Genomic DNA, 23,288 nt, shown 5'->3' on the forward strand with positions numbered 1-23,288 from the left:
ATCAAGCCCCGCCAATCAGCCACCCAAATATTGTGAAACTGCACCATCATTATGCCCACCAACAGCGCTGCAACGCCGGAGAAAAGCTGCATGCCAAAACTCGCTTTGAACGACTTGATAAGGTCGAGATATTTCACTCGATTAACATAACCACCAACGCCGATCGCCAAATATAGCGGTCCCAACAATTGTGCGATAAATTGACTATTGCTCATGCTGACTTCCCTTGGTTTCAGCGAAGCATTCTAGCACCTTGCCGCTAGAAACAAAATGCGCCCCATAAAGGAGGCGCATTTCATTCAGGCTTTGTTGACAAGGGTTAGCTTTAGCCGACAAAACCATTTGCATATTGAAAAACCAGACCAAACAAGATCGCGCCAGAAATTGCCATGATCAAATAAATCGCAAAGACCGGCTTCTTGACCAGTGACATCACGGCCATCATGGCAGGAATTGAGGTAACAGGCCCCGCGATCATAAACGCCATCGCCGCCCCAAGGCTCATGCCTTGATCAAGCAACCCACTAATCAGCGGAATGGCTGCGTAGCCGTTTAGATAGGCCGGGGCACCAACAAGTGCGGCCAAGCCGATAGTTAAAATGCCTTCGCCACCTAAAATATTGGCGACCATTTGTGCCGGAACGTAAGTCACGAACAGGGCTTCGATCACATAGGCGAGCGCCAACCATTTCCCAAGGAACAAAAGATTTGTAGTGCTTTCTTTGCGGAACACATTGACGCGCGCCGCTTCTGTCCAAAACTTCCAGTTTGGTTTGCCTTTGAATTTGCCGGTGCCACAAGTTGAAGCCTTATAGTCTTCGCGCAACGGGTCGGCAATTGCGCCGCGTTTGCCGATCAATTTGACGACAAATCCGCCGAGCAAACCAAGTGCCACAGCAAAGCCAGCGCGAGAAAATGCAAATGCCCAGCCAAGTTCAGACCCCGTAATGATAAATGTTGGCGGATCAATGAGCGGCGACGCCAACCAAAAGGCCATCACAGCAGAAAGCGGCGCGCCCACTGCTAACAATCCAGCGATAAATGGAATGACTTCGCATGAACAGAATGGGGCGAGCCCACCGATAAGTGCGGCTAAGAATATCGCCTGAATTTCCCGGCCCTCAAAAGCGCGGGCGATTAAACTCTCAGACCCGGTGGCTTTTAAATAGCCGATCATCAACACCGCAAACAGAATGAACGGCAACGTGCCAAGGAATGCGCGGATCGCAAACTGGACCACGTCCAGCAATTGTGCCGGGTCCAACATTGCGACCGCCAACAGCATCAAAGCAATCGCAAACGGGACACTTTTGATATATTTGCTGATCTTGAATTTTGGCCGCAGTTTTTGACCCTGTATGGTATCAGACATTATCTGCCCCTTTGTCTTGAACGTCGCCATTTGAATTTGCGTGCAACTGCCGATCGTCCGCACAGCATTGGTTGATGATAAAACCAGCCAACGCTTCCAACTGATCAAGTTGTGCATAATTGTGGATCGTCCGGCCTTGCTTTTCTTGGCGCACAATCCCCGCAGCCGTCATAAATTTGAGATGATGATTGAGCGTGGAAGCGGGAATGCCCGTGCGTTCCTGAATGTCACCCACCAAAAGCCCCTTATTGCCCGCGCGCACCAAACACATCAATACTTCGAGCCGCGGCTCCGAACCCATCGCCGCGAATGCCTGCGCCGCTTGTGTCAATTCAACTGCCATTTCCATGCTCCAATCAATATTTCTATTAAACTAGATATATGGAATCATTATTGAAGTCAAGCGGCTGGTGCATTTTGGTCACGCAGGGCGCAAAGAATGTCCAAATTCGGCAATTTGAGGCGCACCAACATTGCGCACCGCTAGAGCACATGCTTAGCTTGCCTATCAGCTTCTGAACCGAGCTTTCATCTTAATTCCCCCCGCATTTTTTCGGATGATTTATGCTGTTCAGATTTTTCTCATACTACTTACCCCATAAACGCTTGTTTTTTATCGACTTTGGCAGCGCCATCACGTCGGGAGTTCTTGAACTTTTGTTCCCGCTGGCGATTATGATGTTTGTTGATCGGCTTTTGCAAAGCGGCGACTGGCCGCTCATAGCTATTGTCGCAGCCGCATTATTGGCGGTCTATATTCTCAATACCTGCCTGATTGCCATTGTGTCCTATTGGGGCCATGCGCTTGGTATCAATATCGAAACCGACATGCGTAACGAGGCTTTTGATCATTTACAAAAGCTCAGCTTTCGCTTTTTCGATCACGCCAAGTTAGGCAAGCTCATTACCCACGTCACCAAGGATCTCGATGATATCGGCGAAGTAGCCCATCACGGCCCAGAAGACATCTTTACTGCGATAATGACCTTTTTTGGTGCTCTTGGGATCATGTTCTTTATCAATTGGGAGATGGCCCTGATCACAGCAGCTATTACCCCGATGGTCACATGGCTGATGACGAAATATGGCCGGTCAATGGCCGCCAATTATCGCACCCTTTTCGCCCAAATTGGCGAAATCAATACCCGCATTGCTGAAAGTGTTGGCGGCACGCGCTTGGTTAAAGCATTTGCAAACGAGGTACATGAGCAAACCCAGTTCCGCCAAACGTCCGCCGAGTATCGAGCTATCAAACTGCAAGCTTATGATTTCATGACCAGATCTTGGGCGATCTCCTATTTTGCCATTCGCTTCATGCAATTGATGGTGATGGTTGCGGGGAGTTATTTCGTGACGATGGGTCAGCTTTCCAACGGCGAGTTCGTTGGCTTCTTGATCATTGTGGGTATCTTTGTTCGACCAATCGAAAAGCTCAACTCAATGCTGGATCTCTATCCACGCGGCGTGGCAGGTTTTCGGCGCTTTCTTGGATTGATGGACACAGATCCTGACATTGTGGACGCCCAAAATGCGCTCGATGTGGATCACCTTAAAGGCGATATCGAGTACAGAAATGTCAGCTTTTCATACGGTAAAGATGCGCGTGTTTTCGCCAATCTCAATTTGTCTGTCAAGCATGGGGAAACCGTTGCCCTTGTGGGACCGTCTGGTGCTGGCAAATCGACTATTTGTGCGCTTTTGCCACGATTTTACGAAGTTGGTCATGGTGAAATCACAATCGACGGCACTGACATTCGCCGCTTCACCCAACGCAGTTTGCGTCAACAAATCGGTGTTGTGGCGCAAGAGGTATTCTTGTTCGCCGGCACCATAAAAGAAAACATAGCCTATGGTCGGCTCGGTGCCAGCGACAAAGATATTTGCGACGCCATTCAAAAAGCATCCCTTGCCAACTTTGTTGATAGTTTAAGTGAGGGGTGGGACACGCTTGTTGGTGAGCGCGGCATTCGCCTTTCCGGCGGACAAAAGCAACGTCTCTCCATTGCTCGAATTTTCCTCAAAAATCCACCCATCTTGATTTTAGATGAGGCCACTTCTGCATTGGACACAGCAACCGAGCGACAAATCCAAAGCGCATTGGCCGAACTATCCAAGGGCCGAACTACATTGGTGGTGGCGCACCGCTTGGCCACCATTCGAAATGCCGATCGGATTGTTGTGATCACCGAACAAGGCGTCGTCGAACAAGGCAGCCATGATGAATTGTTGGCCCATGACGGAATCTATTCGGACCTACATAAGGCACAAGTTGGATAGGCGCGAAGGCGTGTGAAGCACCCATTGGGGGCGGAAAGCAACGGGATTAATCTTCAACTTTCCCGCGTAATTTCTTCACCTCACCACGCACCTTTTTCGCCACCAAACGGCGCTTCACCGAACCGCGCGTGGGTTTCGTCTTCACCCGGAATTTTGGTTTTTCTGCTGCTTGTAAAATCAACTCGGCCAGCCGTTCGCGCGCAATCTCGCGGTTACGCGCTTGGGATCGTGTGTCTTGCACAAAAATCACAATCGCCCCCTCCAGCGTCCAGCGCCGCCCGGCCAACCGCTTCAACCGCCGTTTAACGGGATCAGTTAAATTGGGGGACCGCTCCGCCTCAAACCGCAATTCAACCGCTGTGCTCACCTTGTTCACATTCTGCCCACCCGGACCACTAGCCCGGGTGAACTGTTCAGACAGTTCCCATTCGGCAAGCGTGATCTGGTCGTTGATGCGCATTTGGACCTACTTGGGTGCGGGATGAAATTGTGCCCACTATGCGCGAATTCTTGCATCAATCCCAGTGATGCTTTGTCCGCGTCGTCTTGCCAATTTCTCCAGAATATTCACCAGCATCAGAATTGACGACTTTTTGCGCATCTATACTCTCATTCCTAACGCGATAACCTTTTTTCCACCCGCCATATGCTCGATCCACTCCAAAAATTTCGCGCTGCGGCATCAGTGGAATCACGAAGCATATAAAACCCAAAAACCAAATTAACTGTCGCGGATGCTCAGGTCCAAGAATGGTAATTCCCACAAATAACACGAGCAACACGAGATCAGTTATCCAAATGGCTGTTCCTTTTAGTTTTGGCAGCTGCACCACTGTCATCGCTAAAACCGAAAGACTTAGCATGAAATTGCTTTGGCCAATTCTAGGAGCAACCGGCAAATAGTACGGCACAATTTCTGGGAAATACGAAGCAAGACCCGACCATAATCCGTAAAGGGCTGACAGGATGGAGAAAAAGAAAACCAACTTATATCTAGTGGTCATGCGGTAAGATGCATTCTTTTGGGTTTGATTTTTCATTTTGCATTCTAAAATTGACTAAAGTAAAAAACAATCACACACTGAAACTATTCAAATCACAACCCCAAAAAGGCCGCACACCGCTTGGCATGCAACCTTTAAAAATTACAGGGTAAGTGAGCTAAGCAAAAAGCTTAGACGAACCTATTTGCGGTGACGACGCATCAGCGCGATTTCATCCATTTCGGCTTGATCGCGTTTGATTTCTTCCGCCGCTTCACGTGCATGTTCGCGCGCTTCGAGCAGTTCGATCTTTTTCAAATCTTCAACCGATTCGGCCAACTCGTCTTGCGCTGCTTCTAGCTTGCCACGCATCTCGTCCGCCGAAGCTGTGAGATTATCGCGACGTGAAGACGCAGCTTTTGCAAAAGTCGAATAGGCAAAATGGCCAACATCGGTAATGCCGGTTTTTTGATGTTCGATTTCGATTTGCTGATCTAATTCGGCTGCCATCCGTTCAAAATCGGCAACCATCATTTCGATTTGCGACACAGCGCGACGTTTTTCGTCGACTGTGAATTTTCTCAACCGAATGAGAGACTCATTCCGTGATTTCATGACTTGTACTCCTTACCCAACCAAGTCTTCATTCCCCGCCGCCTTCTACACTGGCGACAATTTCTGCGAGTTGGCGATACCCTTCATCCAAGGTTACCCGCTCGTCTTGCAATTGAGACAAAAACGCGTCCAATTGCGGCGCAATGGAAATAGCGGTGTCCACTATTGGATCTGATCCAGACCGATAGGCCCCCAAACGGATCAGTTCCTCCATATCAGCAAAAACTGACATATATTCGCGTGCTTTCAGCAAAACCGGCCGATATTCATCCGGAACACAGCCCGGCATAGTACGCGAAATAGACCTCAAAACATTCACTGCCGGGTACCTTCCCCGCTCAGCAATCGCCCTTTCCATTACAATGTGCCCATCCAAAATACCGCGAACGGCATCCGCTATTGGCTCATTATGATCATCACCTTCTACCAAAACTGTAAAAAGTCCGGTAACAGAACCAGAATTTTTTAACCCTGGGCCTGCTCTTTCCAACAATCGCGGTAATTCGGTGAAAACAGTCGGTGGATAACCTTTGGCAGTCGGCGGTTCACCCGTGGCCAAGCCAATTTCACGTTGCGCCATGGCAAATCGGGTCAAACTGTCCATCATACAAAGCACGCGCTTGCCCTTGTCGCGGAAATATTCGGCCAACGTCAGCGTCATATAAGCGGCCTGCCGTCGCATCAGCGCAGGCTCATCTGACGTGGCCACCACAATCACCGCGCGTTTCATCCCCTCCGGTCCAAGATTGTCTTCAATAAACTCTTGCACTTCGCGGCCCCGCTCGCCGATCAGCCCGATAATCGCCACATCAACGGCCGTATTGCGCGCCAACATCGACATCAACACAGATTTACCAACACCAGACCCAGCAAATATGCCCATCCGTTGTCCATCACAACAGGTGGTGAATGTGTTGAGAATCTTGACCCCCAGATCAATTGGCGGACCAACCCGCGCCCGCTCGTGGGCAGGCGGCGGTGACGCACGCAGTGGATAATGGTCAGCGCCCTTTAGAACTGGCGGGCCGCCATCAATCGGGTCGCCATTGGCATTAACCACGCGTCCCAACCAATCGTCCGTTGGCTGTGCGGTGCCCCCATGTGAGGAAAAAACGGCCTTACAGCCGAGCCGAACCCCTTCGAGCGGCCCAAAGGGCAAACAAAGCGCATGATCATTTTCAAAGCCGACAATTTCGCACATCAGCTCGCTGCCAACCCGTGTTTCAATGGCCACCCGACCACCCACACGCAGTTCGCGCACCGGCCCGATCACCTCAACCAGCAGCCCTTGAACGGTCTTCACCCGTCCAAACACTTCAACAGCGTCCATCGCGTCTATATCGGCAATTAGTGATTCCAAAGCACCTTCAATCCTTTTGATTCGGTTAATGCTAACGATTCCTTTACGAAAACGCACTATTTACACAACTCAAGCGAAAAAATATCTTCTCCCGCTTCCATCACCAAACACATTCAGTCATATGCAATTCACCGAGTCTAAAGAGTCGGTTGAAACCTTTTCTTAAACTAAATTATTAAGTTGGTAACCGTCTTTTTATTCATATATTTCAATAGGTTAAGCTAAATGAAGAAAGTTGTTCAATGCATATTGCGGAACCGAATTAAACTTTGTTAACTATTTGACACTAGGGTTGATTCATATCCAGTAGGATTCATTAACTGGTGCGCTGATGTTGGGCTGCACCATGTAGGTTCCATGACGGAACAAGGACAAGGGGAACGACATGCGGGTACTCCTGATTGAGGATGACAGCGCTACCGCGCAGAGTATTGAGCTAATGCTCAAATCTGAGAGTTTCAATGTGTACACAACAGATCTAGGCGAAGAAGGCGTGGATCTGGGCAAACTATATGATTACGACATCATTTTGCTTGATCTCAACTTACCTGACATGAGCGGATATGAAGTCTTGCGCACCTTGCGTGTCGCAAAAGTTCAAACCCCGATCCTTATTCTTTCAGGTCTTGCAGGCATTGAAGACAAAGTTCGTGGCTTAGGCTTCGGCGCAGACGACTATATGACCAAGCCGTTCCATAAGGACGAATTGGTTGCCCGCATCCATGCGGTGGTTCGTCGCTCAAAAGGTCACGCACAATCAGTCATCAACACTGGTGACTTGTCTGTGAACCTAGACACCAAAACGGTGGAAGTTGGCGGTCAACGTGTGCACCTGACGGGTAAAGAATATCAAATGCTTGAGCTTCTTTCTCTGCGTAAGGGCACCACCCTCACCAAAGAAATGTTCCTCAACCACCTTTATGGTGGCATGGACGAGCCAGAGCTAAAAATTATCGATGTGTTCATTTGTAAGCTCAGAAAAAAGCTTTCAACCGCAACCGGCGGCAAGAACTACATCGAAACTGTTTGGGGCCGTGGCTATGTGTTGCGCGAGCCAGACGAGAACGAATTGTCCGAAAGCGCATAAGGCTTTCACTGACATTCAAATTTAAAAGCCCTGCCATTTTGGTGGGGTTTTTTTGTTTTCAATAGGGATATATTTTTTCAGCAAAATGGGTCCCGTTCGCTCGTCATTCGCTAGCAGGTTTCCAATCCGGCTGCGTTTCAAACGCGACAACATTGTCGCTCAGTTGCTCCCAATGCTGTTTGTCACGTTCAAATATCACAACTTGAATTTCCAAACCGGCTGCATCATCCATGGAACCTAGCGGCAAGGTCATATGCTCAGGTGAGCGTGTGTTTGCACCATAAATCGGGGTGCCACATTGTGGGCAAAATGCCTTCGTAACCTCGGATTCCTTGCCAGAAACGTACTTAAACTCACTCAACGTCCCCCGTAGGAATACTGCATTTCGGAGGAACATCGCTCCAATCGTATGTCCGGTTCCGCTCAGCCTTCGACACTCTTCACAATGACATTTGGCAACAACAACTGGGGGACCCGTCACGTCATAGGTTACTGCGCCACAAAGACACTTTCCTGAATATATGCTTTTCATTGGCTCACCCAAATACTTTACCGTCCACAACTGCAGCCAATGCTAAATCTCCTCACTCTGATGCTCAATGATCCGGGTAATTTCATCCCGCGCAAATTGCGCTAATTTAGCTTGCGCATCTCGTTTGGCCGGGTCGGTTTCGTCCAGATCGCCCAACACCATAATGTTTTCATCGTTAATCAGGTTGGCTGGGCCTGTGTAGTTGAAACTGCCCACAATCGTCAGCTGATCGTCAATCGTCATCAATTTGTGGTGCACCTTGCGCACACCGGTGCCATTTTTGTTTTGAAACAGGGTGATGCCGCCATTTTTCAGCGTATCTTTGGCCGCCCACTTTTGGTTCGCAGCACGGCGATCCAGCACGCCCTTCACCTCAACGCCTGCCAATTGCGAAAGCACCATCGCATCGTCAATGCCGGAGGACTTGGAAAAGGTGAAAATCGCAAAATCGATCCGCTGGCGCGCCTTGTTCATATGTTTGATGAATTCCATCTCAGGCATATGATCCGGCGCAAACAATGGCTTCACTCGCACATCCCCAACATAATGATCTTCAAGCGGTTTGCGTGAACGCTCGAGACTGCGCTTGCCAAATATGCCTTTGCGAATGTCTTTAAACTCACGCGTATATTCGCGCGCCACCTTTTGATCTTTCACAATCACAATGTGATTGAGATTTTTTGTCACGCCCGTGGTGGTGAAGTTCGTTGAACCCGTCAGAACCGCATTGCCATCACGCACGATGAATTTCTGGTGAAAAATCGCCGGGTTATAATCCGCTTTCGCGTCAATCCCGTGGCGCAAAATCCGCATCAGCAGTTCGCGGTTTACTTCCAGTTCCCCAAGAGAATTTGCAGCGGGTGGTTTGCTCTCTTTTAGGTAATCTTGCTCCATCACCATATGCACCTGCACACCACGCAGTTTTGCAGCCACAATCGCATCAGCAATCGGTTTATGGTCCAGCTCTTGAACAGAAATGAACAGGCTCTTGGTTGCCGCGCCAATAAAATCAATGATCGCAGCTTCCAAATCGTCGGGTCCACCTACCTGTGTTGGCCCCAAATATAGTGTGATATCGCCTACGGATAATGGCATGGCATTCACCCAAAATTGTTAAAATATGAGTGCATTCTATCACGTAATTTGAAATGTTGAAGAAGAGGGAAGACTAGGCAGGTTGGAACAGGTTTTGGTGTTCCTTGGTCGGCAAGAAATCTTTGCATACACCCACCAATGTTTCAGCAGCACCAAGCATCAGATATCCGTCGTCAACAATTTGATTTTTGATGTTTCCTAACACGTGGCACTTGGTCTCCACGTCAAAATAAATCAACACGTTGCGACAAAAAACGATATCCACGCGCCCGACTTGCTGCAAAGATTTCAGCAAGTTAAGCTCCCTAAATTCAATCAACTCACGCAGATGAGGTTTTGCCCGCCAGGCGCGGCCCTCTTGCTGAAAATGCGCAATCAAACGCCGCGCGCTCAACCCGCGCTGTGCTTCGAACTGGGTGTAAAGCCCATCCTCCGCTGTGGCCAATGCCGCCTGCGAAATGTCAGTCGCGAGTATTGAAACATCGATGTCTTCCAAAAGCCGCTGATTTTCCAAAACAGCTATCGCCAACGAATAGGGCTCTTGCCCGGTGGCGGCAGCGGCGCACCAAATCCGCAACGACTGGCCAGTTCTGCGTTTTTGCGCCGCAATTCGCGGCAACATAACATTTTCAAACAATTCAAAAGGCGTGCGATCTCTAAAAAAGAAACTCTCATTGGTGGTCATCGCGTCCACCACCGCTTGGCGCAAATCACCCTTTGCAGCCAAAAGCTGCGTTGCCAAATGTTCAAAGTTTGAAATACCAAATTGCGACAAAACCGGTTCAAGGCGCGTTTCCACCATGTAGGCTTTGCCAGAAGACAGTTTAATGCCGCTTTCTTGCGCCACAAAACGCGCAATAGCTTGATATGTATTGTCTTGCATTGTGATCTCTCTCTTATGCCTTCAATTGCAACAAACGCGCCCCGATTTTTTGGAGCGGCAGCATTTGATCGACAGCCCCTACCGAAACAGCTGCGCCCGGCATTCCCCATACCGTGCTGGTTGCTTGATCTTGCGCCAACACCACACCACCTGCGTCGTGTATAGCTTTTGCGCCAATGGCGCCGTCACTCCCCATTCCGGTCAACATCACGGCCGCGCAATCCTGTCCGTAATGGGTTGCAATACTTTCAAACATCGGGTCCACCGCCGGCTTGCAAAAATTGATCGCCGGGTCGTCCCCAATCACGATGCGCAACGCACCGGCCTCCCCCGCTAGCCGCATGTGAAACCCACCCGGTGCCATATAGAGCCGTCCGGCGAGAACGGGTTCACCATCAACCGCTTCACCGCCGGGCAAACCGATGCGTTGCGATAAATCTTCCCCCAATAGTTTCGTAAAATGTGCGGGCATATGTTGGGTCACAAGGACCGCGCAGCTCTCAAGCTTGCCAGATAACGCGCCAAACAATTCGTTCAAAGCTTGCGGGCCACCTGTTGACGCCCCAATGGCAAGCAGCTTCATCTCGCCTGTCCAACGCCGCGACTTTTGCAGCCCCATGACGCGCGCGCCATTTTGGTCACTGGCAATTTTAGTCACTTCACTCAAAGCGCGCAGTTTGGCAATCAATTGGTTTTGAAACTGGTCTCGTGACGTCGCTGCATCCGGTTTTGCTAAATAATCCGTCGCCCCAGCACGCATGGCGGCAAGCGAAGCGCGTGCGTTTCGAGTTGTTAAAGTTGAAGCGATGAGAATTTTCGCTGTGGGTGCAATTTGCCTCAATTGCGGCAACGCCTGCATGCCCGAAAGGACCGGCATTTCCAAATCCAGAATGATGATATCAGGCTGCACCCGCGCCGCTTCACTTACCGCCTCTTGGCCATTAATCGCACTCGCGACAATGTCCATACCCGGTTCAGCGTCGATCCAGCGCCGCATAAGACCGCGCACAACCGCCGAATCGTCCACAAGCATCACCCGCACCGACGTGGCGTTTGCCCCGGGTTCCAATTGCGCCTTCATAAGGACGCTCCTTTCGACCAAATTATTTTGGGTCGAGATCCTGGAATTTGCTTTCCATAATTTCCCGATCAAATGGCTTCAGCATGTATTCGTTGGCACCAGCCTTTAGCGCCATGGCGATGTGCCCCACATCATTTTCTGTTGTACAGAACAGTATTTTTGGGGTCTCACCACCAATATAGCTGCGCAATTCTTTGACGAATTCGAGCCCAGACATAACCGGCATATTCCAATCAACAAGAATAGTGTCGGGCATGCTTCTTGTGCATTTTTCAAAGGCCTCGCGCCCGTCTTCAGCTTCGTCGACATCGTAGCCGATTTCTTCAATTATACGGCGGGCGACTTTGCGAATGACACTGCTGTCGTCAACAATTAGACAGGTTTTCATCGCGCTTCTCCTTCAAATGCACGTTCTGGCAGCTTATGCAGCCTCTTGATCAAGGACTTTTGCGATCAATTTGTCCGCCATCAGAACCGTCGTCAACTCACCATCGAGCCGCAAGATTCCCTGACTATAGATCGCCAAATTCCCATCAAGATTGATCGGGTTTGGTTGGATGTCATCCACACTAAATGTGACAACATCCCCGACACTATCGGCCAAAAGTCCATAAGATTCGTTTAAATATTTTATATTGACCATCTGCCGCCCAACAATTGGCGCAGCAATGGCTGGCAGGCCCAAAAGCTGGTCAGTATTGATCGCCACAATGATGCGGCCACGCAAATTCAATATGCCTGCAATCTCCGGCCGCACGGTTGGAATTGGTGTATATTGTTCAGGCTTGAACACATCCTCCACCATCTCAAGATTGATGGCAAACAATTGCCCGCCAATCCGACACGTCACCAGCTGGATCATAGCGTTCGTGGCACTTGTTTGTGCACTCATGCTGCCTCCAATTGGCGCATGCTCATCGCCCGGCTCACCGCTTTTGTCAGATGTTCGCGATCCCCTTTAGCGACAAAATCAAACAACCCAACTTCCTTGGCTCGAGTTTTGACGTTCGGCCCATCATATGATGACAAGGCAATAACGGGTGTGTTTGCAACATGGGGCAACTGCCCAACCGATTGGGCCAACGAGAACCCATCCATGCCCGGCATTTCAATATCAGTTACAATCAGATCAAACTTTGCGCCCGCATGCAGGATTTGAAATGCGGCCTGTCCGTCTTCACAAACGGTGACGTCAAAACCCGCCCCCTTAAAGATCGGTATCAACATATTGCGAAAAAACGCGCTGTCTTCAGCATAGAGCATTCGCCGCCGCGCGCCTTCAATATAGTCGACTTGCCGGTCAAGCGATCTTGGATGTTCAAGCGCCATAAAATAGGCCATGTCCAATATTTCGGTCGCCCGCCCTTTAATGATTGCGGTGCCTAAATAGCCGCCTTGCTTGGCGTCAACATCAATGTCCATACGGTCTACGACAATGTCGAGCACCTGGCTAACCACCATACCAAGCCGGAACTCGCGATCTTCAAACACCAACATCGACATTTTGCGCCCGCCATGTTCTGGCTGTTCGCACAGGAAGCGAATTGGCATCAATGCGCCACGATATTGCAACAAATGTCGGCCATCGACCAACTCAAGTTCACTTTGTTTCACTGTCTCCAGGCGATTAACCAAAGACAGTGGCACGGCTTGCCGCGCGCCATCTCGGGCTTCAAATACCAAAAGTTCGGTCAGCACCGATTGATCGTCTTGCTCTTCAACTACAGGCTTGGTGCGCGCCAAGTCGCCCATATCTGTTTGCGCCACAGAACTCGCAAGGCCTGAGGGGTCCATGATCATGATCACGCTGCCATCCCCCAAAATGGTGGTGCCAGAGAAATGCTTTAAGCCTTGCAACGCCCCCATCATCGGTTTGACGACAATTTCTTCGGTATGGAAAACTTCATCCACCAGCAAACCAAAGCAATATTGCCCGATCTCGGTGACCACCACATATCCCTCATCAGGCACTTGGCCGGGGCGCACGCCCAAGAGGTCACTTAACCCCACAACCGGCAACAAGTGATCGCGCAATTGCAGCACCAAACTGCCATTTAAACGCTCGACAGGATTTGCTTTCTTGCTCACACGCACAAGTTCGCGCACCGCCCGTTGTGGTAGCGCAAAGCGCTCTTTACCAACCGCAATAATCAATGCAGGCACAATCGCCAAAGTCAGCGGAATTTTTAGGCTAACAGTTGTGCCAACGCCCACTTGCGACTTCAAATCAATAGTACCGCCGATCAACTCGACGTTGGAGCGCACCACATCCATGCCCACACCACGCCCCGAAACGCTTGTCACAGCATTTGCGGTGGAAAAACCGGGATGAAAGATCAATTGTTGAATTTGTCCTTCGGTCATCCCTTGTAATTCAGCGGCGGAGACAATTTCTTTTTCCAGCGCTTTAGATTTCAGTCGATCCACATCAAGACCACGTCCATCATCAGCAATTTCGATAACAATTTGTCCCCCTTCATGGAACGCGTTCAACCGCACCGTGCCGGCACCAGATTTACCCGCTGCTTGTCGGGTATGAACGTCCTCCAAACCATGATCAGCCGCATTGCGCACCATGTGGGTCAGTGGATCCTTGATCTGCTCCAAGATTTGACGGTCAAGCTCTGTATCTTCGCCCGACATTTCCAGCACAATCTCTTTGCAAAGATCCTTTGACAGGTCACGAATGAGCCTTGGCATTTTTTGCCATGCGGCCGAAATCGGCTGCATCCGGGTTTTCATCACCCCATCTTGCAACTCTGCCGTGACCGAACAAAGCCGTTGCAATGGCGCATGAAACTCACTTTCTTCGCGCCCGCGCGAAATCGCCATCAACTGATTGCGGGTGAGCACCAATTCGCTCACCATCGTCATTAAACCTTCAAGCACCGGAAGCTGAACCCGAATACCAGGCGCCGCGTTTACGCTGTTGCCTTTTGCGTTCGGCGCATCGATGCCCATAGGTTTTTGCATTGAGGGGCTCACATCATCAACACTGGGTGCAACAGCGGGTTCGTCAATAATGTCGTCCGGTCCCGGGGCCGCTAAAAACGCAGCCTCAAGCGGATCAAGCGGCGGGGTTTCAATTGCCAACGGATCTTGATCGAAACTATCGTTTTTGCTCCCCTGCTCCGCCAAACGGTTAAGCGCATCAATTAAGTCAAGATCGTTACCTTCTGGTTCAACGCCAGTGTCTGCCAAAATATCCAAATGCGATTTTACACGGTCAATTGAATTCAGGATGGTTTCAACGCCGTCCCCAACAACTGGCGCGCCATCGCGATATTGTCCCATGAGGTTTTCAGCGGCATGGGTTAAGGCCTCAAGTCGGGGTAAATCAAGAAACCCGCAAGTGCCTTTTATGGTGTGGACCAAACGAAAGATATGCCGCAATATTTCTTGATCGTCCGGATGTTTTTCAAAATACACGAGCTTGGAATCAACTTGCTCTATGCTTTCCGCCGTCTCGGTCAAAAAATCGATTAAAAGCTCGTCCATCTGCTCGCCCAAAAAATATGCCCGCACGAAACGCCAGACAAAAAGTATGGCGCCACATTGCGGGCACAGTTGTTAACGAGTTATTGCAAAATTTGCAGGTGCGTATTCACACCTATGGACCTACCCGGACATAAAACTAGGCAGGTGCAACAGCTTTGATGATCACTTCGTCATCAATCATTTCGATCGTCACGTCCAAACCGGCATCGCGCGCCAAAAGCCCCGCATAATAAGGTTGGATAACCTGAGCATCAATCCGCCCATCCTCTGGTTTGCCAGCCAACAATGGACCAACTTGATAGGGGATAAGGGTCTTTTTGCCAGTTGATCGCAAAATGACGCCTTCTTGCCCCAACGGCGCGCCATCAAGCTCGACAGTAATCATGCCGCCACGTGGCACCGAACCTGCTGATATCAACAGCAAGTTCAAGATCATTTTTACTTTGTTTTTAGGAAGCAGAACCGGTACGATTTTCCAATCAAGGTCCGCTTTTTCACCGGACATGTAGCTTTGCGCTACTTTTTCGGCCTCGCGCGTATCAATCTCTGTGCCTTGCGTTGAGGATGCGCCAAAAGCCAGCCGTGCAAATTCAAGCTTCGCGCGCGCTTGCTTGGCCGCACTATTGATCAAATCTTGCGCAAATTCAGCCATTTCAGCCTGTTCGGGATCGGCAAGCACTTCCAAACCATTGCCGATCGCGCCGACCGGGCTAATTAAGTCGTGACACACTCGTGAGCACAACATTGCTGCCAGATCAGTTCCATTAATTTCAACAAGTTCCGCCATTGAGTTCCCTTATGATTGCATAGGGTTGGCGCGCGAACAATCGGCCCAACCGAATCAAGTTGGCTCAGTTTAGCCCGAAGGCGGACGTGAGCAATACTCGGCACACAATATCCAAGCCTGATCACCACTATTGGGGGAAGATAATTGTTCTATTGACGTGCCAACTGATTGCGCAAGTCGAGCCAATTATCAAATGCATAGTTCACCATCGCCGCTTTTTCCAACATAAAGGCCTCGCGGTTCCCTGAAGAATAAAACATGTAGAGCCGACGGTTATATACCGAATATATTCTGGGGTTACCGGTTGACAAATAGCCACGCGACAGACCAGCTAAGCCATACCCGCCAAACTGCGGCACGTAAGCTTCTGGTGCCGAACGGAACACCTCACGGTTGGCTTCGGTCGCAAAAAACCACGACACGCCTTTCCAGTGATATTCGTATTCCGCAATGCCCATCAATGGTTCGGGTTCGGTGAAATAGCTCACGGGGTCCATGCCCTCAATCGCGGAGCCGGACAATGGGTCGGTGACATACATTTCAAGAAAATTGCGGTTCGCCTCGGCAAAACCTGGCGACGAAAAGCAAAAAACGGTGCCCAGTGCCAAACAAAGTGACGCAAGCTGCCGGATGGTTAATCTTTGTTTACTCAATTGCCGCATCATCGCCTTGTTTACGCAGTACCTGTTTAGCGAACGACATCAAGACTAACAAAAAGAGTTATCCGCTTTGTTAACAGCCAAACTGTCAATCTGGCGAACTCATACGTGAAGGAAATGTGGCTAATGTTTTCTAAAAGTTTCACCCTAATTGTTGTTTTGATTTCACTCCTTGCCGTCCCCGGGATGGCAGTAGCACAAGACACCGTTTCCGACCGCTATACAGCCAATGAACTGGTTGATGCGGGCAGTGAGTTTTTTGGAACAGTTTCTCAGGGGCTCGCGTCAGTCGTTGAACGAGCGGTTTCAGATTACGGTCTGCCCAATGGCTATATTTTGGGCCAAGAAGGCTCTGGTGCATTCTTTGGTGGTGTGCGCTATGGCGACGGCGAACTCTACACCAAAAATGCGGGCAACCACATCCTATATTGGCAAGGGCCAACCCTGGGTCTTGATGTTGGAGCCGATGGCTCACAGGTTATGATGTTGGTTTACAACCTCCCCTCAACCGATGCAATTTACGGTCGTTATCCAGGTGTCGATGGTTCAGCCTATATCGTTGGCGGTGTTGGCATGACGGTGATGAAATACAAAGATATATATCTTGTGCCCATCCGCTCTGGTGTCGGCGCACGTCTTGGCATCAATATTGGCTATTTGAAATTCACACAAAGCCCCACATGGAACCCGTTTTGATTGTTGGGTCACACAAGGTTTAAGCCGTTTACAATAATCGCTTTTTCCACGTGACCCGATACCCCCAAATATGCTATTAACCATTTGTAAATACAACAGCACCTTTGCCTTTCTTTTCGGGCTATTGTGAACTAGCAATAAGGTAGTGGATTTGGGAGTTTTTGATGGTCATCGAGTTAATGATGTTTTATGCGCTAGGGTTTTTGTGCGCCATCATTCTCGCATTGCTGATCTTGCCCAGCGTTTGGCGTCGCGCAGTCCGGCTCACCAAAAAACGCATCGCAGCAACAACACCTGTAACGCTGTCTGAATTTCGAGCCGAAAAAGATCAGTTGCGCGCAAAAAATGCTCTCACATTGCGAAAACTGGAGCTGCAATTGGAAGACTTGCGCAAAAAACGCGCCGCCCAATTGCGTGAACTAACCCAGCTCCGCCAAACCCAAGAATTGGCTATACATGAACATGAGGGCGCACAAAATATTGCGACAGAACTGGTCGAACGCAATCAGGAGCTGCAAGACCAAGTGCGCAATTACGAAGTTGAACTGACAACCTTAAGTCAAAAATTGCGTTATCGTGAGCGTGACCTGGCTGACAAAATTGATGAACTGGATCAAGCCCGCTCCGTGGCCAATATCGCTGCATCTGCGGTTGTTCAAAACTTCGAAGACGAAGCTGACATTAGCGCCTATGCAGGCGACGCAAAAGCCCTCGCCAAATCACTTGCAGCAGAACGTAAGCGCAACGCGTTCTTAGCTGAACAATTGCGGGCATCCATGACCCGTGTGCAAGAATTAAAGATCAAAGGCCGCACAACCCCCGATAAGACACTCACCAAAAACATCCCTGACCTTCTTGATGATGCAGAAGCGCACATTGCAATCGCCACAGAGCGCTTCAATGCGCTGCTAAAGGGTCAGGCGCAAACAACACAAGAGCAAGAGGCTGCGCAAGCGTTGACACCCACAGATCACATCGGCGCGGACGAAACCGCCTATATTGCCTCCCCCTCGACTGCAAGTTTGGCAGAAGAGCTACTGGTCGAAGATGAACTTGAGGATGTAGGTAGCCGCATATTGGCCCTTGAAGAAGACATCTTGGCGCGTTTTGCGCAAGAAACCGGCGATGTCGATGACCTGCGCGAACGTATGGAAAACATTGCCATCGACGTGAGCCACATCATCTATGCTCAAGACACTACGGATGCCACCCAAACTGAGGAAAGCCTGTTTGACCGGGTGCGCAAATACGCAGATGACGGTTTAGACGAAGCCGTGCTTGAACCGACAATTGACGAAGACATAATCGGCCGTGTGGCCGACCGCATGGACGCGCTTAAAAAATCTTCAACAAGCTAGGGTTCTGGACTGAATTGAGTTCAGACCCTAGTTTGCAGGCACTTCCGCAACCACACTTATATCACGCACCACCTCTCCAGATGTTGCATTGACCACGCGGATGGTCGTTGTTGCATCTAGCTTATAAGTCAGCGTGATCAGTCCATTTTGTGCCACCACCGACACTATCGTAGCGCCCTGTGGCAAACTCACACTTTGTGCCTGATACCGATCATCGCTCGACTTTTGGTTCAAACGATAGACAAGCGCACCCGCAACCGCCATAAACCCAATCAACAGGATGAAAATGCTTATACCAAATGAACGCCGAGCCCGGTTTATCACCGCCAGCGCTTCTGGTGTAAGTTCACTTTTTTCGTCAATAGTATCAGAAGGTTGATCAGCACTCATGCACTTGGGCTCCGAACGAGAATTGGTTACATTTTTAGTCAGTGCCGAAAATGACGGCAAGCGCCTGGACGTTGTTTTGGCTTCATTACTTGACGGACATTCCCGCTCAAGATGCCAAGCCCTCATACGCACTGGCGCGCTTATAATTGACGGTGCGACCATAAGCGAGCCGAAATACCGCGTCAAACAAGATCAGCAACTTTGTTTTAAAGAACCCGCACCCTTGGATGCCGAACCTGAACCGCAAAACATCCCGCTTACTATATTGTTTGAAGATGAGGCGATCATTGTGATCGACAAACCCGCAGGCATGGTCGTACATCCCGCTGCCAGCGTTGAAAAGGATACTTTGGTCAACGCACTCTTGTTTCATTGTGGCGACAGTCTTATTGGCATTGGCGGGGTCAAACGCCCGGGCATTGTGCACCGATTGGACAAAGACACATCCGGCGTAATGATCGCCGCCAAAACCGACGCAGCCCACCACTCGCTTTCCGCACAATTCGCCGACCATGGCAAAAACGGGCCGTTGCGCCGCACCTATAATGCCTTTGTTTGGGGTGTGCCCGACCCAGAAATTGGAACAATTGATGCGATGGTTGGGCGCTCAACACAAAATCGCACCAAGCAAGCTATTGTTGAAAAAAATGGTCGTCATGCCATAACGCATTACAAAACGCTTGCCGCTTTTGGCGGTGATAAATGGACCGTGAGCAAAATCGCTTGCCAGCTCGAAACGGGCCGCACGCACCAAATTCGTGTGCATCTCGCCCATATCGGCAACGCATTATTGGGTGATCCCACTTATGGCACCGGTTTTGAAAGTCGCGAACGCAACCTTCCAATGAAAGTACAAAAATCGCTCAAATCTTTGGCAAGACAGGCGCTGCACGCTGTCGATTTGACCATTGCGCATCCGGTTTCTGGCGAACAAATGCACTTTTCTTCACAATTGCCGGACGACATGAAAAACTTGGAAAACGCCTTACAAACTGCTGGTTCTTAGGCCAAGTTTTGCCTGTTTATTCATTTGTTGCGCATTTTTCTCCTATAAAGGGGTGCAATGCCATATATCGGCCCTATATAATGTCCAACTAACAAAATGATTGCATGTGATGCGGCCAGCAAGGAGCATCAAAATGTGCTGGCATGAGAGTGATGCGGCACGATCACGGGAATGAGGGGGTGCTAAATGGCCCAAACAAATCTGCCAACTCTGTCATCAGACGATGGTTTATCGCGCTATTTGCAAGACATCCGCAAGTTCCCGATGCTCGAGCCGAACGAAGAATTCATGCTTGCAAAGCGCTATAAAGAACATGAAGATCCTGACGCCGCGCAAAAGCTCATCACCTCACATTTGCGCCTTGTGGCCAAAATTGCCATGGGCTATCGCGGCTACGGGTTGCCCATTTCTGAAGTCATTTCAGAAGGCAATGTGGGTTTGATGCAGGCGGTAAAGCGCTTTGAGCCGGACAAAGGGTTCCGCTTGGCTACCTATGCAATGTGGTGGATTCGCGCATCGATCCAAGAATATGTTTTGCGCTCGTGGTCGCTGGTCAAAATCGGCACCACCGCCGCGCAAAAACGCTTGTTCTTTAACCTGCGCAAAATCAAAGGCCAGATCGCCGCCCTTGATGATGGTGCGCTACACCCCGACCAAATCAAGCAAATTGCCACAACGCTGAAAGTGTCCGAGGCTGATGTTGTGTCGATGAACCAGCGCCTTACCGGCGACGCCTCTTTGAACGCACCTATGCGCTCAGATGAAGGCGCATCGCAATGGCAGGATTGGCTGGTGGACGACGAGCCTGATCAAGAAACAGCGCTCGGCGACGCCCAAGAATATGACGAACGCATGGGACTGCTCAACAATGCCATGTCCGTTTTAAACGAACGTGAGCAGGAAATATTCAAAGCCCGGCGGCTACGCGAACCAGCTTTGACACTTGAGGAGTTGGCGCAACAATTTGGTGTCTCACGCGAGCGCATTCGTCAAATCGAAGTCCGGGCCTTTGAAAAAGTTCAAATCGAAGTAAAAAAACAAGCGATGGATCAAGAACCGGCTTAAATTGTGCGTGTGATAATGGCCGCCGTGTCGATGGCGGCCTGATCACCGTCATCGTGCAATCCTTCAACCACAGCCAGTTTGTCCACATCCTTGCGGTTTTGGCTCATTTTCCATTTGCCGACCAATTCTGCGATTTCAAATTCAAGCCCGTAAAGCCCTTTGAGCTGGCGGGCCAAATATTCCGCAGGCGCATCTGAAACCGACCACGGGGTTTCACGGCCATATTCCATCTTGTCCGTGAGCGACTTCAAATGGCTGAGTTTCCACTTGGCATCATGTTTGAAGCGCAATTTTCCGTGCGCATGCACCACCACATAATTAAAGGTCGGCACTTCTTTGCCATGTTCATTTTTGCCCGGATACCATCCCGCTGAAATATAGTGCGCAGGGCCCTGAAAAATTGCCAACGCGTCGACCCCGTTCTCACACTGGTCGATCAAGTCATTACCCCGCGACAAATGTGCATGCAGCTGCTTGCCGTCCTCGTTCGCCATCATGGGGAGATGGTTCGCTGTCAGCCCGTCATTTGTATTGCAAACCAGTGTCGCCAATGGATGCCGTGCAATCGCGTCGAGCAAAACATCTTCGCGGGTCTCTTTGAATGCTGGCGGTTGGTACATGGGCAATCCTTACAAAGCAGCGCGGCACATAACGCCCAAAATTGCGTCAAAATGCGCCTTTGGCAATATCACTAGATATGGAGTGGCAGATTTTTCTTCACATGACAATTCAACAATCGGCGAAATAGTCTGATTGGATGTTCCAATGCGACGGCCGACCTCCAACACGAGACCGTCGAGAGGAAATCGAAGTCCGGTAGAACCCGCAAAGCGAACGGGCTGAAGCGGATAGACCGAAAACCGCGTACCCACTGGCAAATCAATCTTAAAATCACCCACCACGCCAAGGCTGACATCGGTTTGATCCATCAAAACAATATGCTTGCGCCCGCCATGCCGGGCAATGGTGTGAAATGCTGCAAGAGTATGGTCTACCCGCTTCCCCAACATGCCAAAACAAATATAAAGCGGCGCCGCTACAGAGTAGAGGCATTTTTCAAAGTCCGTGGTTTCCTGCTCAGCAAGTTTGATCAACTTAACCTCAGGGCCAAATGCATTCTCATCCTTGATCGAATCAAAATCACCGATGATTGCAGCCAACTTGAGCCCAAGCGCCATCGCTACATCAGCCGCCCCGTCAGCGGCGATCAGCGGATATCCGCGCGCAACAAACTCGCGCAAGTGTTCGGGCGCAAATTCACCCCCACCAAGAATAATCACTGGAGTGGAAAACTGCATCTGAACATTTTCAGCACTAGAACGAATGGGGTCTTGCATAACATTTCAAATCAACTAAGTTGGCCCCATCTCGCTGGGGTGCTCCGATAGGAGCTGAGATTAAACCCATATAACCTGAACCAGGTCATGCTGGCGGAGGGAGACCGAGATGACAAGGGCCTATGGGCTAAGACTTGTCATTTTCCCTTTTATGCACGACCGCACATTGTTTGATAAGAGGGACAGCAAATGTCTTTGAATAAACTTACGATTGCGGCGCTTTTCACAATCATGCCATTTGCATCAACGGCAATGGCGCAAGAAAAGCCAACCCTTACTATTTACACCTATGATGGCTTTGCATCTGATTGGGGGCCAGGCCCACAATTAAAAGCCGGCTACGAAGCTACGTGCGATTGCGTGGTGGATTTTGTCGGTGCCGAAGATTCGATCAGCGCATTGCGCAAAGCCCAACTTGAAGGCGACAGCACAAAAGCGGACATCGTTTTGGGCCTAGATACCAGTGTTGCCGCAGAAGCAAAAAGCTCTGATTTGTTTGCCCCCCACAACACCGATCTATCGGCGCTCAAACTGCCAATCGATTACACGTCCGATCAGTTCGTGCCTTTTGACTATGGCTATTTCGCCTTTGTCTACCGCAAGTCGGATTTTCCCGAAGCCCCAACTTCATTTGAAGATTTGGATATGGCCGACGACGATTTCAAAATCGTTATTCAAGATCCGCGTTCTTCAACACCCGGTCTTGGTTTGGTGCTATGGGCCAAAGCGGTATATGGCGACGATACAGAAGAAATGTGGCCAGACCTTAAAAAATACATTCTGACGGTCACAAAAGGCTGGTCAGAAAGCTACAGCCTGTTCTTGGATGGCGAAGCGGACATGGTATTGAGCTACACCACCTCACCTTCTTATCACAAGATCGCAGAGGGTGACGACAACTACGCCGCGGCGATTTTCGACGAAGGGCATTACGTACAGGTTGAGTTAGCGGGCATTCTAAAATCGTCCAAGAACCAAGAATTGGCCCAAGGTTTCATGAAATATCTTGTGAGCCAAGACGCACAAAAAATTATCCCAACAACCAACTGGATGTTCCCAGTTATCGAACTAGAAGGCGGATTGCCTGAAGATTTTGCAACACCGCTAAGCAAAGAGCAAACTTTACTGCTTGCCGATGATGTGGTGGCTGCAAACACGAAAGCCTATATCGATGCCTTCTTTGCCGGCATTGAGTAAAGTATTATGG

At 49.9% G+C, this 23,288-nt stretch carries 25 protein-coding genes, 1 pseudogene and 1 riboswitch; of the genes and pseudogenes, 7 read left to right on the forward strand and 19 right to left on the reverse strand.

What is annotated here, in order from left to right:
• From ACJAZW_RS04650 to ACJAZW_RS04660, 3 genes and pseudogenes are all read right to left on the reverse strand, one after another.
• Positions 1-215: pseudogene (locus ACJAZW_RS04650) on the reverse strand (hypothetical protein); the annotation flags it as partial.
• A 110-nt stretch (positions 216-325) separates the two neighbouring features.
• The gene (locus ACJAZW_RS04655) at positions 326-1,372 is read right to left on the reverse strand and encodes a permease (protein ID WP_415155709.1); all 1,047 of its coding nucleotides are present in this window, start codon (positions 1,370-1,372) and stop codon (positions 326-328) included.
• A complete protein-coding gene (locus ACJAZW_RS04660; RefSeq protein WP_415155710.1) occupies positions 1,365-1,715 on the reverse strand; it encodes an ArsR/SmtB family transcription factor in 351 nt (116 codons plus the stop codon). The genes ACJAZW_RS04655 and ACJAZW_RS04660 overlap by 8 nt, the downstream gene beginning before the upstream one ends.
• A gap of 221 nt (positions 1,716-1,936) precedes the next feature.
• On the opposite strand from ACJAZW_RS04660, the gene ACJAZW_RS04665 reads away from it, so the two are divergent.
• On the forward strand, positions 1,937-3,649 hold the full coding sequence (locus tag ACJAZW_RS04665) for an ABC transporter ATP-binding protein (RefSeq protein WP_415155711.1): 1,713 nt from the start codon (positions 1,937-1,939) through the stop codon (positions 3,647-3,649).
• Between the two features lie 46 nt (positions 3,650-3,695).
• On the opposite strand, the gene arfB is transcribed toward ACJAZW_RS04665, so the two are convergent.
• From arfB to fliI, 4 genes are all read right to left on the reverse strand, one after another.
• The gene (arfB, locus tag ACJAZW_RS04670) at positions 3,696-4,109 is read right to left on the reverse strand and encodes an alternative ribosome rescue aminoacyl-tRNA hydrolase ArfB (RefSeq protein WP_415155712.1); all 414 of its coding nucleotides are present in this window, start codon (positions 4,107-4,109) and stop codon (positions 3,696-3,698) included.
• Between the two features lie 55 nt (positions 4,110-4,164).
• Positions 4,165-4,689, reverse strand: coding sequence for a hypothetical protein (locus tag ACJAZW_RS04675; protein ID WP_415155713.1), 525 nt, complete (start codon positions 4,687-4,689; stop codon positions 4,165-4,167).
• A 144-nt stretch (positions 4,690-4,833) separates the two neighbouring features.
• On the reverse strand, positions 4,834-5,247 hold the full coding sequence (fliJ, locus tag ACJAZW_RS04680) for a flagellar export protein FliJ (protein WP_415155714.1): 414 nt from the start codon (positions 5,245-5,247) through the stop codon (positions 4,834-4,836).
• Between the two features lie 28 nt (positions 5,248-5,275).
• On the reverse strand, positions 5,276-6,607 hold the full coding sequence (fliI, locus tag ACJAZW_RS04685) for a flagellar protein export ATPase FliI (RefSeq protein WP_415155715.1): 1,332 nt from the start codon (positions 6,605-6,607) through the stop codon (positions 5,276-5,278).
• Positions 6,608-6,992: 385 nt separating this feature from the next.
• Here fliI and ctrA point away from each other — a divergent pair, with 385 nt between their 5' ends.
• Positions 6,993-7,694, forward strand: coding sequence for a response regulator transcription factor CtrA (gene ctrA / locus ACJAZW_RS04690; protein ID WP_269394795.1), 702 nt, complete (start codon positions 6,993-6,995; stop codon positions 7,692-7,694).
• Between the two features lie 103 nt (positions 7,695-7,797).
• On the opposite strand, the gene ACJAZW_RS04695 is transcribed toward ctrA, so the two are convergent.
• The 9 genes from ACJAZW_RS04695 to ACJAZW_RS04735 all read right to left on the reverse strand — a co-directional run bounded on the left by ACJAZW_RS04695 (position 7,798) and on the right by ACJAZW_RS04735 (position 16,223).
• Entirely contained in the window at positions 7,798-8,226 is a 429-nt protein-coding gene (locus ACJAZW_RS04695; RefSeq protein WP_415155716.1) for a GFA family protein, read from the reverse strand.
• A gap of 42 nt (positions 8,227-8,268) precedes the next feature.
• Positions 8,269-9,321 carry a phospholipase D-like domain-containing protein gene (locus ACJAZW_RS04700; RefSeq protein ID WP_415155717.1) on the reverse strand — a complete coding sequence of 351 codons (1,053 nt, stop codon included), beginning with the start codon at positions 9,319-9,321 and terminating at the stop codon, positions 8,269-8,271.
• A 73-nt stretch (positions 9,322-9,394) separates the two neighbouring features.
• Entirely contained in the window at positions 9,395-10,204 is an 810-nt protein-coding gene (locus ACJAZW_RS04705) for a CheR family methyltransferase (RefSeq protein WP_415155718.1), read from the reverse strand.
• 13 nt (positions 10,205-10,217) lie between these two features.
• A complete protein-coding gene (gene cheB / locus ACJAZW_RS04710) occupies positions 10,218-11,285 on the reverse strand; it encodes a chemotaxis-specific protein-glutamate methyltransferase CheB (protein ID WP_415155719.1) in 1,068 nt (355 codons plus the stop codon).
• A 22-nt stretch (positions 11,286-11,307) separates the two neighbouring features.
• The gene (locus ACJAZW_RS04715) at positions 11,308-11,673 is read right to left on the reverse strand and encodes a response regulator (protein WP_415155720.1); all 366 of its coding nucleotides are present in this window, start codon (positions 11,671-11,673) and stop codon (positions 11,308-11,310) included.
• Between the two features lie 33 nt (positions 11,674-11,706).
• Complete coding sequence (locus ACJAZW_RS04720; protein WP_415155721.1) at positions 11,707-12,177, reverse strand: chemotaxis protein CheW; 471 nt, start codon at positions 12,175-12,177, stop codon at positions 11,707-11,709.
• Positions 12,174-14,783 carry a chemotaxis protein CheW gene (locus ACJAZW_RS04725; protein ID WP_415155722.1) on the reverse strand — a complete coding sequence of 870 codons (2,610 nt, stop codon included), beginning with the start codon at positions 14,781-14,783 and terminating at the stop codon, positions 12,174-12,176. The genes ACJAZW_RS04720 and ACJAZW_RS04725 overlap by 4 nt, the downstream gene beginning before the upstream one ends.
• Before the next feature lie 136 nt (positions 14,784-14,919).
• The gene (gene chpT / locus ACJAZW_RS04730; protein ID WP_415155723.1) at positions 14,920-15,570 is read right to left on the reverse strand and encodes a histidine phosphotransferase ChpT; all 651 of its coding nucleotides are present in this window, start codon (positions 15,568-15,570) and stop codon (positions 14,920-14,922) included.
• 149 nt (positions 15,571-15,719) lie between these two features.
• Positions 15,720-16,223, reverse strand: a complete 504-nt coding sequence (locus tag ACJAZW_RS04735; protein WP_415155724.1) for a YHS domain-containing (seleno)protein — start codon at positions 16,221-16,223, stop codon at positions 15,720-15,722.
• 132 nt (positions 16,224-16,355) lie between these two features.
• Here ACJAZW_RS04735 and ACJAZW_RS04740 point away from each other — a divergent pair, with 132 nt between their 5' ends.
• The gene (locus ACJAZW_RS04740; RefSeq protein WP_415155725.1) at positions 16,356-16,925 is read left to right on the forward strand and encodes a DUF1134 domain-containing protein; all 570 of its coding nucleotides are present in this window, start codon (positions 16,356-16,358) and stop codon (positions 16,923-16,925) included.
• A 164-nt stretch (positions 16,926-17,089) separates the two neighbouring features.
• Positions 17,090-18,283, forward strand: a complete 1,194-nt coding sequence (locus tag ACJAZW_RS04745; RefSeq protein WP_415155726.1) for a hypothetical protein — start codon at positions 17,090-17,092, stop codon at positions 18,281-18,283.
• Positions 18,284-18,310: 27 nt separating this feature from the next.
• On the opposite strand, the gene ACJAZW_RS04750 is transcribed toward ACJAZW_RS04745, so the two are convergent.
• Positions 18,311-18,673: a hypothetical protein gene (locus ACJAZW_RS04750; RefSeq protein ID WP_415155727.1), complete on the reverse strand. Its 363-nt coding sequence runs from the start codon at positions 18,671-18,673 to the stop codon at positions 18,311-18,313.
• Here ACJAZW_RS04750 and ACJAZW_RS04755 point away from each other — a divergent pair.
• Together ACJAZW_RS04755 and rpoH are read left to right on the forward strand one after the other, a co-directional pair.
• A complete protein-coding gene (locus ACJAZW_RS04755; protein WP_415155728.1) occupies positions 18,672-19,679 on the forward strand; it encodes an RluA family pseudouridine synthase in 1,008 nt (335 codons plus the stop codon). The genes ACJAZW_RS04750 and ACJAZW_RS04755 overlap by 2 nt on opposite strands.
• Positions 19,680-19,865: 186 nt before the next feature.
• Complete coding sequence (rpoH, locus tag ACJAZW_RS04760; protein WP_415155729.1) at positions 19,866-20,744, forward strand: RNA polymerase sigma factor RpoH; 879 nt, start codon at positions 19,866-19,868, stop codon at positions 20,742-20,744.
• On the opposite strand, the gene ACJAZW_RS04765 is transcribed toward rpoH, so the two are convergent.
• Both ACJAZW_RS04765 and ACJAZW_RS04770 read right to left on the reverse strand, forming a co-directional pair.
• Positions 20,741-21,364: an FMN-binding negative transcriptional regulator gene (locus ACJAZW_RS04765; RefSeq protein ID WP_415155730.1), complete on the reverse strand. Its 624-nt coding sequence runs from the start codon at positions 21,362-21,364 to the stop codon at positions 20,741-20,743. The two genes, rpoH and ACJAZW_RS04765, sit on opposite strands and share 4 nt — an antisense overlap.
• A gap of 9 nt (positions 21,365-21,373) precedes the next feature.
• Positions 21,374-22,081 carry a thiamine diphosphokinase gene (locus ACJAZW_RS04770; protein ID WP_415155731.1) on the reverse strand — a complete coding sequence of 236 codons (708 nt, stop codon included), beginning with the start codon at positions 22,079-22,081 and terminating at the stop codon, positions 21,374-21,376.
• A gap of 25 nt (positions 22,082-22,106) precedes the next feature.
• Positions 22,107-22,202, forward strand: a riboswitch (TPP riboswitch).
• A gap of 68 nt (positions 22,203-22,270) precedes the next feature.
• On the opposite strand from ACJAZW_RS04770, the gene thiB reads away from it, so the two are divergent.
• A complete protein-coding gene (gene thiB, locus ACJAZW_RS04775; protein ID WP_415155732.1) occupies positions 22,271-23,278 on the forward strand; it encodes a thiamine ABC transporter substrate binding subunit in 1,008 nt (335 codons plus the stop codon).
• Positions 23,279-23,288: the final 10 nt, after the last annotated feature.

Source organism: Maritalea sp., from assembly GCF_047634455.1.
GTDB lineage: Bacteria > Pseudomonadota > Alphaproteobacteria > Rhizobiales > Devosiaceae > Maritalea.

Excerpts from the sequence above, each read along its gene's own strand:
- ACJAZW_RS04655 (WP_415155709.1), bottom strand. The coding sequence starts at position 1,372 with ATGTCTGATACCATACAGGGTCAAAAACTGCGGCCAAAATTCAAGATC.
- ACJAZW_RS04660 (WP_415155710.1), bottom strand. The coding sequence starts at position 1,715 with ATGGCAGTTGAATTGACACAAGCGGCGCAGGCATTCGCGGCGATGGGT.
- ACJAZW_RS04665 (WP_415155711.1), top strand. The coding sequence starts at position 1,937 with ATGCTGTTCAGATTTTTCTCATACTACTTACCCCATAAACGCTTGTTT.
- arfB (WP_415155712.1), bottom strand. The coding sequence starts at position 4,109 with ATGCGCATCAACGACCAGATCACGCTTGCCGAATGGGAACTGTCTGAA.
- ACJAZW_RS04675 (WP_415155713.1), bottom strand. The coding sequence starts at position 4,689 with ATGAAAAATCAAACCCAAAAGAATGCATCTTACCGCATGACCACTAGA.
- fliJ (WP_415155714.1), bottom strand. The coding sequence starts at position 5,247 with ATGAAATCACGGAATGAGTCTCTCATTCGGTTGAGAAAATTCACAGTC.
- ctrA (WP_269394795.1), top strand. The coding sequence starts at position 6,993 with ATGCGGGTACTCCTGATTGAGGATGACAGCGCTACCGCGCAGAGTATT.
- ACJAZW_RS04695 (WP_415155716.1), bottom strand. The coding sequence starts at position 8,226 with ATGAAAAGCATATATTCAGGAAAGTGTCTTTGTGGCGCAGTAACCTAT.
- ACJAZW_RS04700 (WP_415155717.1), bottom strand. The coding sequence starts at position 9,321 with ATGCCATTATCCGTAGGCGATATCACACTATATTTGGGGCCAACACAG.
- ACJAZW_RS04705 (WP_415155718.1), bottom strand. The coding sequence starts at position 10,204 with ATGCAAGACAATACATATCAAGCTATTGCGCGTTTTGTGGCGCAAGAA.
- cheB (WP_415155719.1), bottom strand. The coding sequence starts at position 11,285 with ATGAAGGCGCAATTGGAACCCGGGGCAAACGCCACGTCGGTGCGGGTG.
- ACJAZW_RS04715 (WP_415155720.1), bottom strand. The coding sequence starts at position 11,673 with ATGAAAACCTGTCTAATTGTTGACGACAGCAGTGTCATTCGCAAAGTC.
- ACJAZW_RS04720 (WP_415155721.1), bottom strand. The coding sequence starts at position 12,177 with ATGAGTGCACAAACAAGTGCCACGAACGCTATGATCCAGCTGGTGACG.
- ACJAZW_RS04725 (WP_415155722.1), bottom strand. The coding sequence starts at position 14,783 with ATGGACGAGCTTTTAATCGATTTTTTGACCGAGACGGCGGAAAGCATA.
- chpT (WP_415155723.1), bottom strand. The coding sequence starts at position 15,570 with ATGGCGGAACTTGTTGAAATTAATGGAACTGATCTGGCAGCAATGTTG.
- ACJAZW_RS04740 (WP_415155725.1), top strand. The coding sequence starts at position 16,356 with ATGTTTTCTAAAAGTTTCACCCTAATTGTTGTTTTGATTTCACTCCTT.
- ACJAZW_RS04745 (WP_415155726.1), top strand. The coding sequence starts at position 17,090 with ATGGTCATCGAGTTAATGATGTTTTATGCGCTAGGGTTTTTGTGCGCC.
- ACJAZW_RS04755 (WP_415155728.1), top strand. The coding sequence starts at position 18,672 with ATGCACTTGGGCTCCGAACGAGAATTGGTTACATTTTTAGTCAGTGCC.
- ACJAZW_RS04750 (WP_415155727.1), bottom strand. The coding sequence starts at position 18,673 with ATGAGTGCTGATCAACCTTCTGATACTATTGACGAAAAAAGTGAACTT.
- rpoH (WP_415155729.1), top strand. The coding sequence starts at position 19,866 with ATGGCCCAAACAAATCTGCCAACTCTGTCATCAGACGATGGTTTATCG.
- ACJAZW_RS04765 (WP_415155730.1), bottom strand. The coding sequence starts at position 21,364 with ATGTACCAACCGCCAGCATTCAAAGAGACCCGCGAAGATGTTTTGCTC.
- ACJAZW_RS04770 (WP_415155731.1), bottom strand. The coding sequence starts at position 22,081 with ATGCAAGACCCCATTCGTTCTAGTGCTGAAAATGTTCAGATGCAGTTT.
- thiB (WP_415155732.1), top strand. The coding sequence starts at position 22,271 with ATGTCTTTGAATAAACTTACGATTGCGGCGCTTTTCACAATCATGCCA.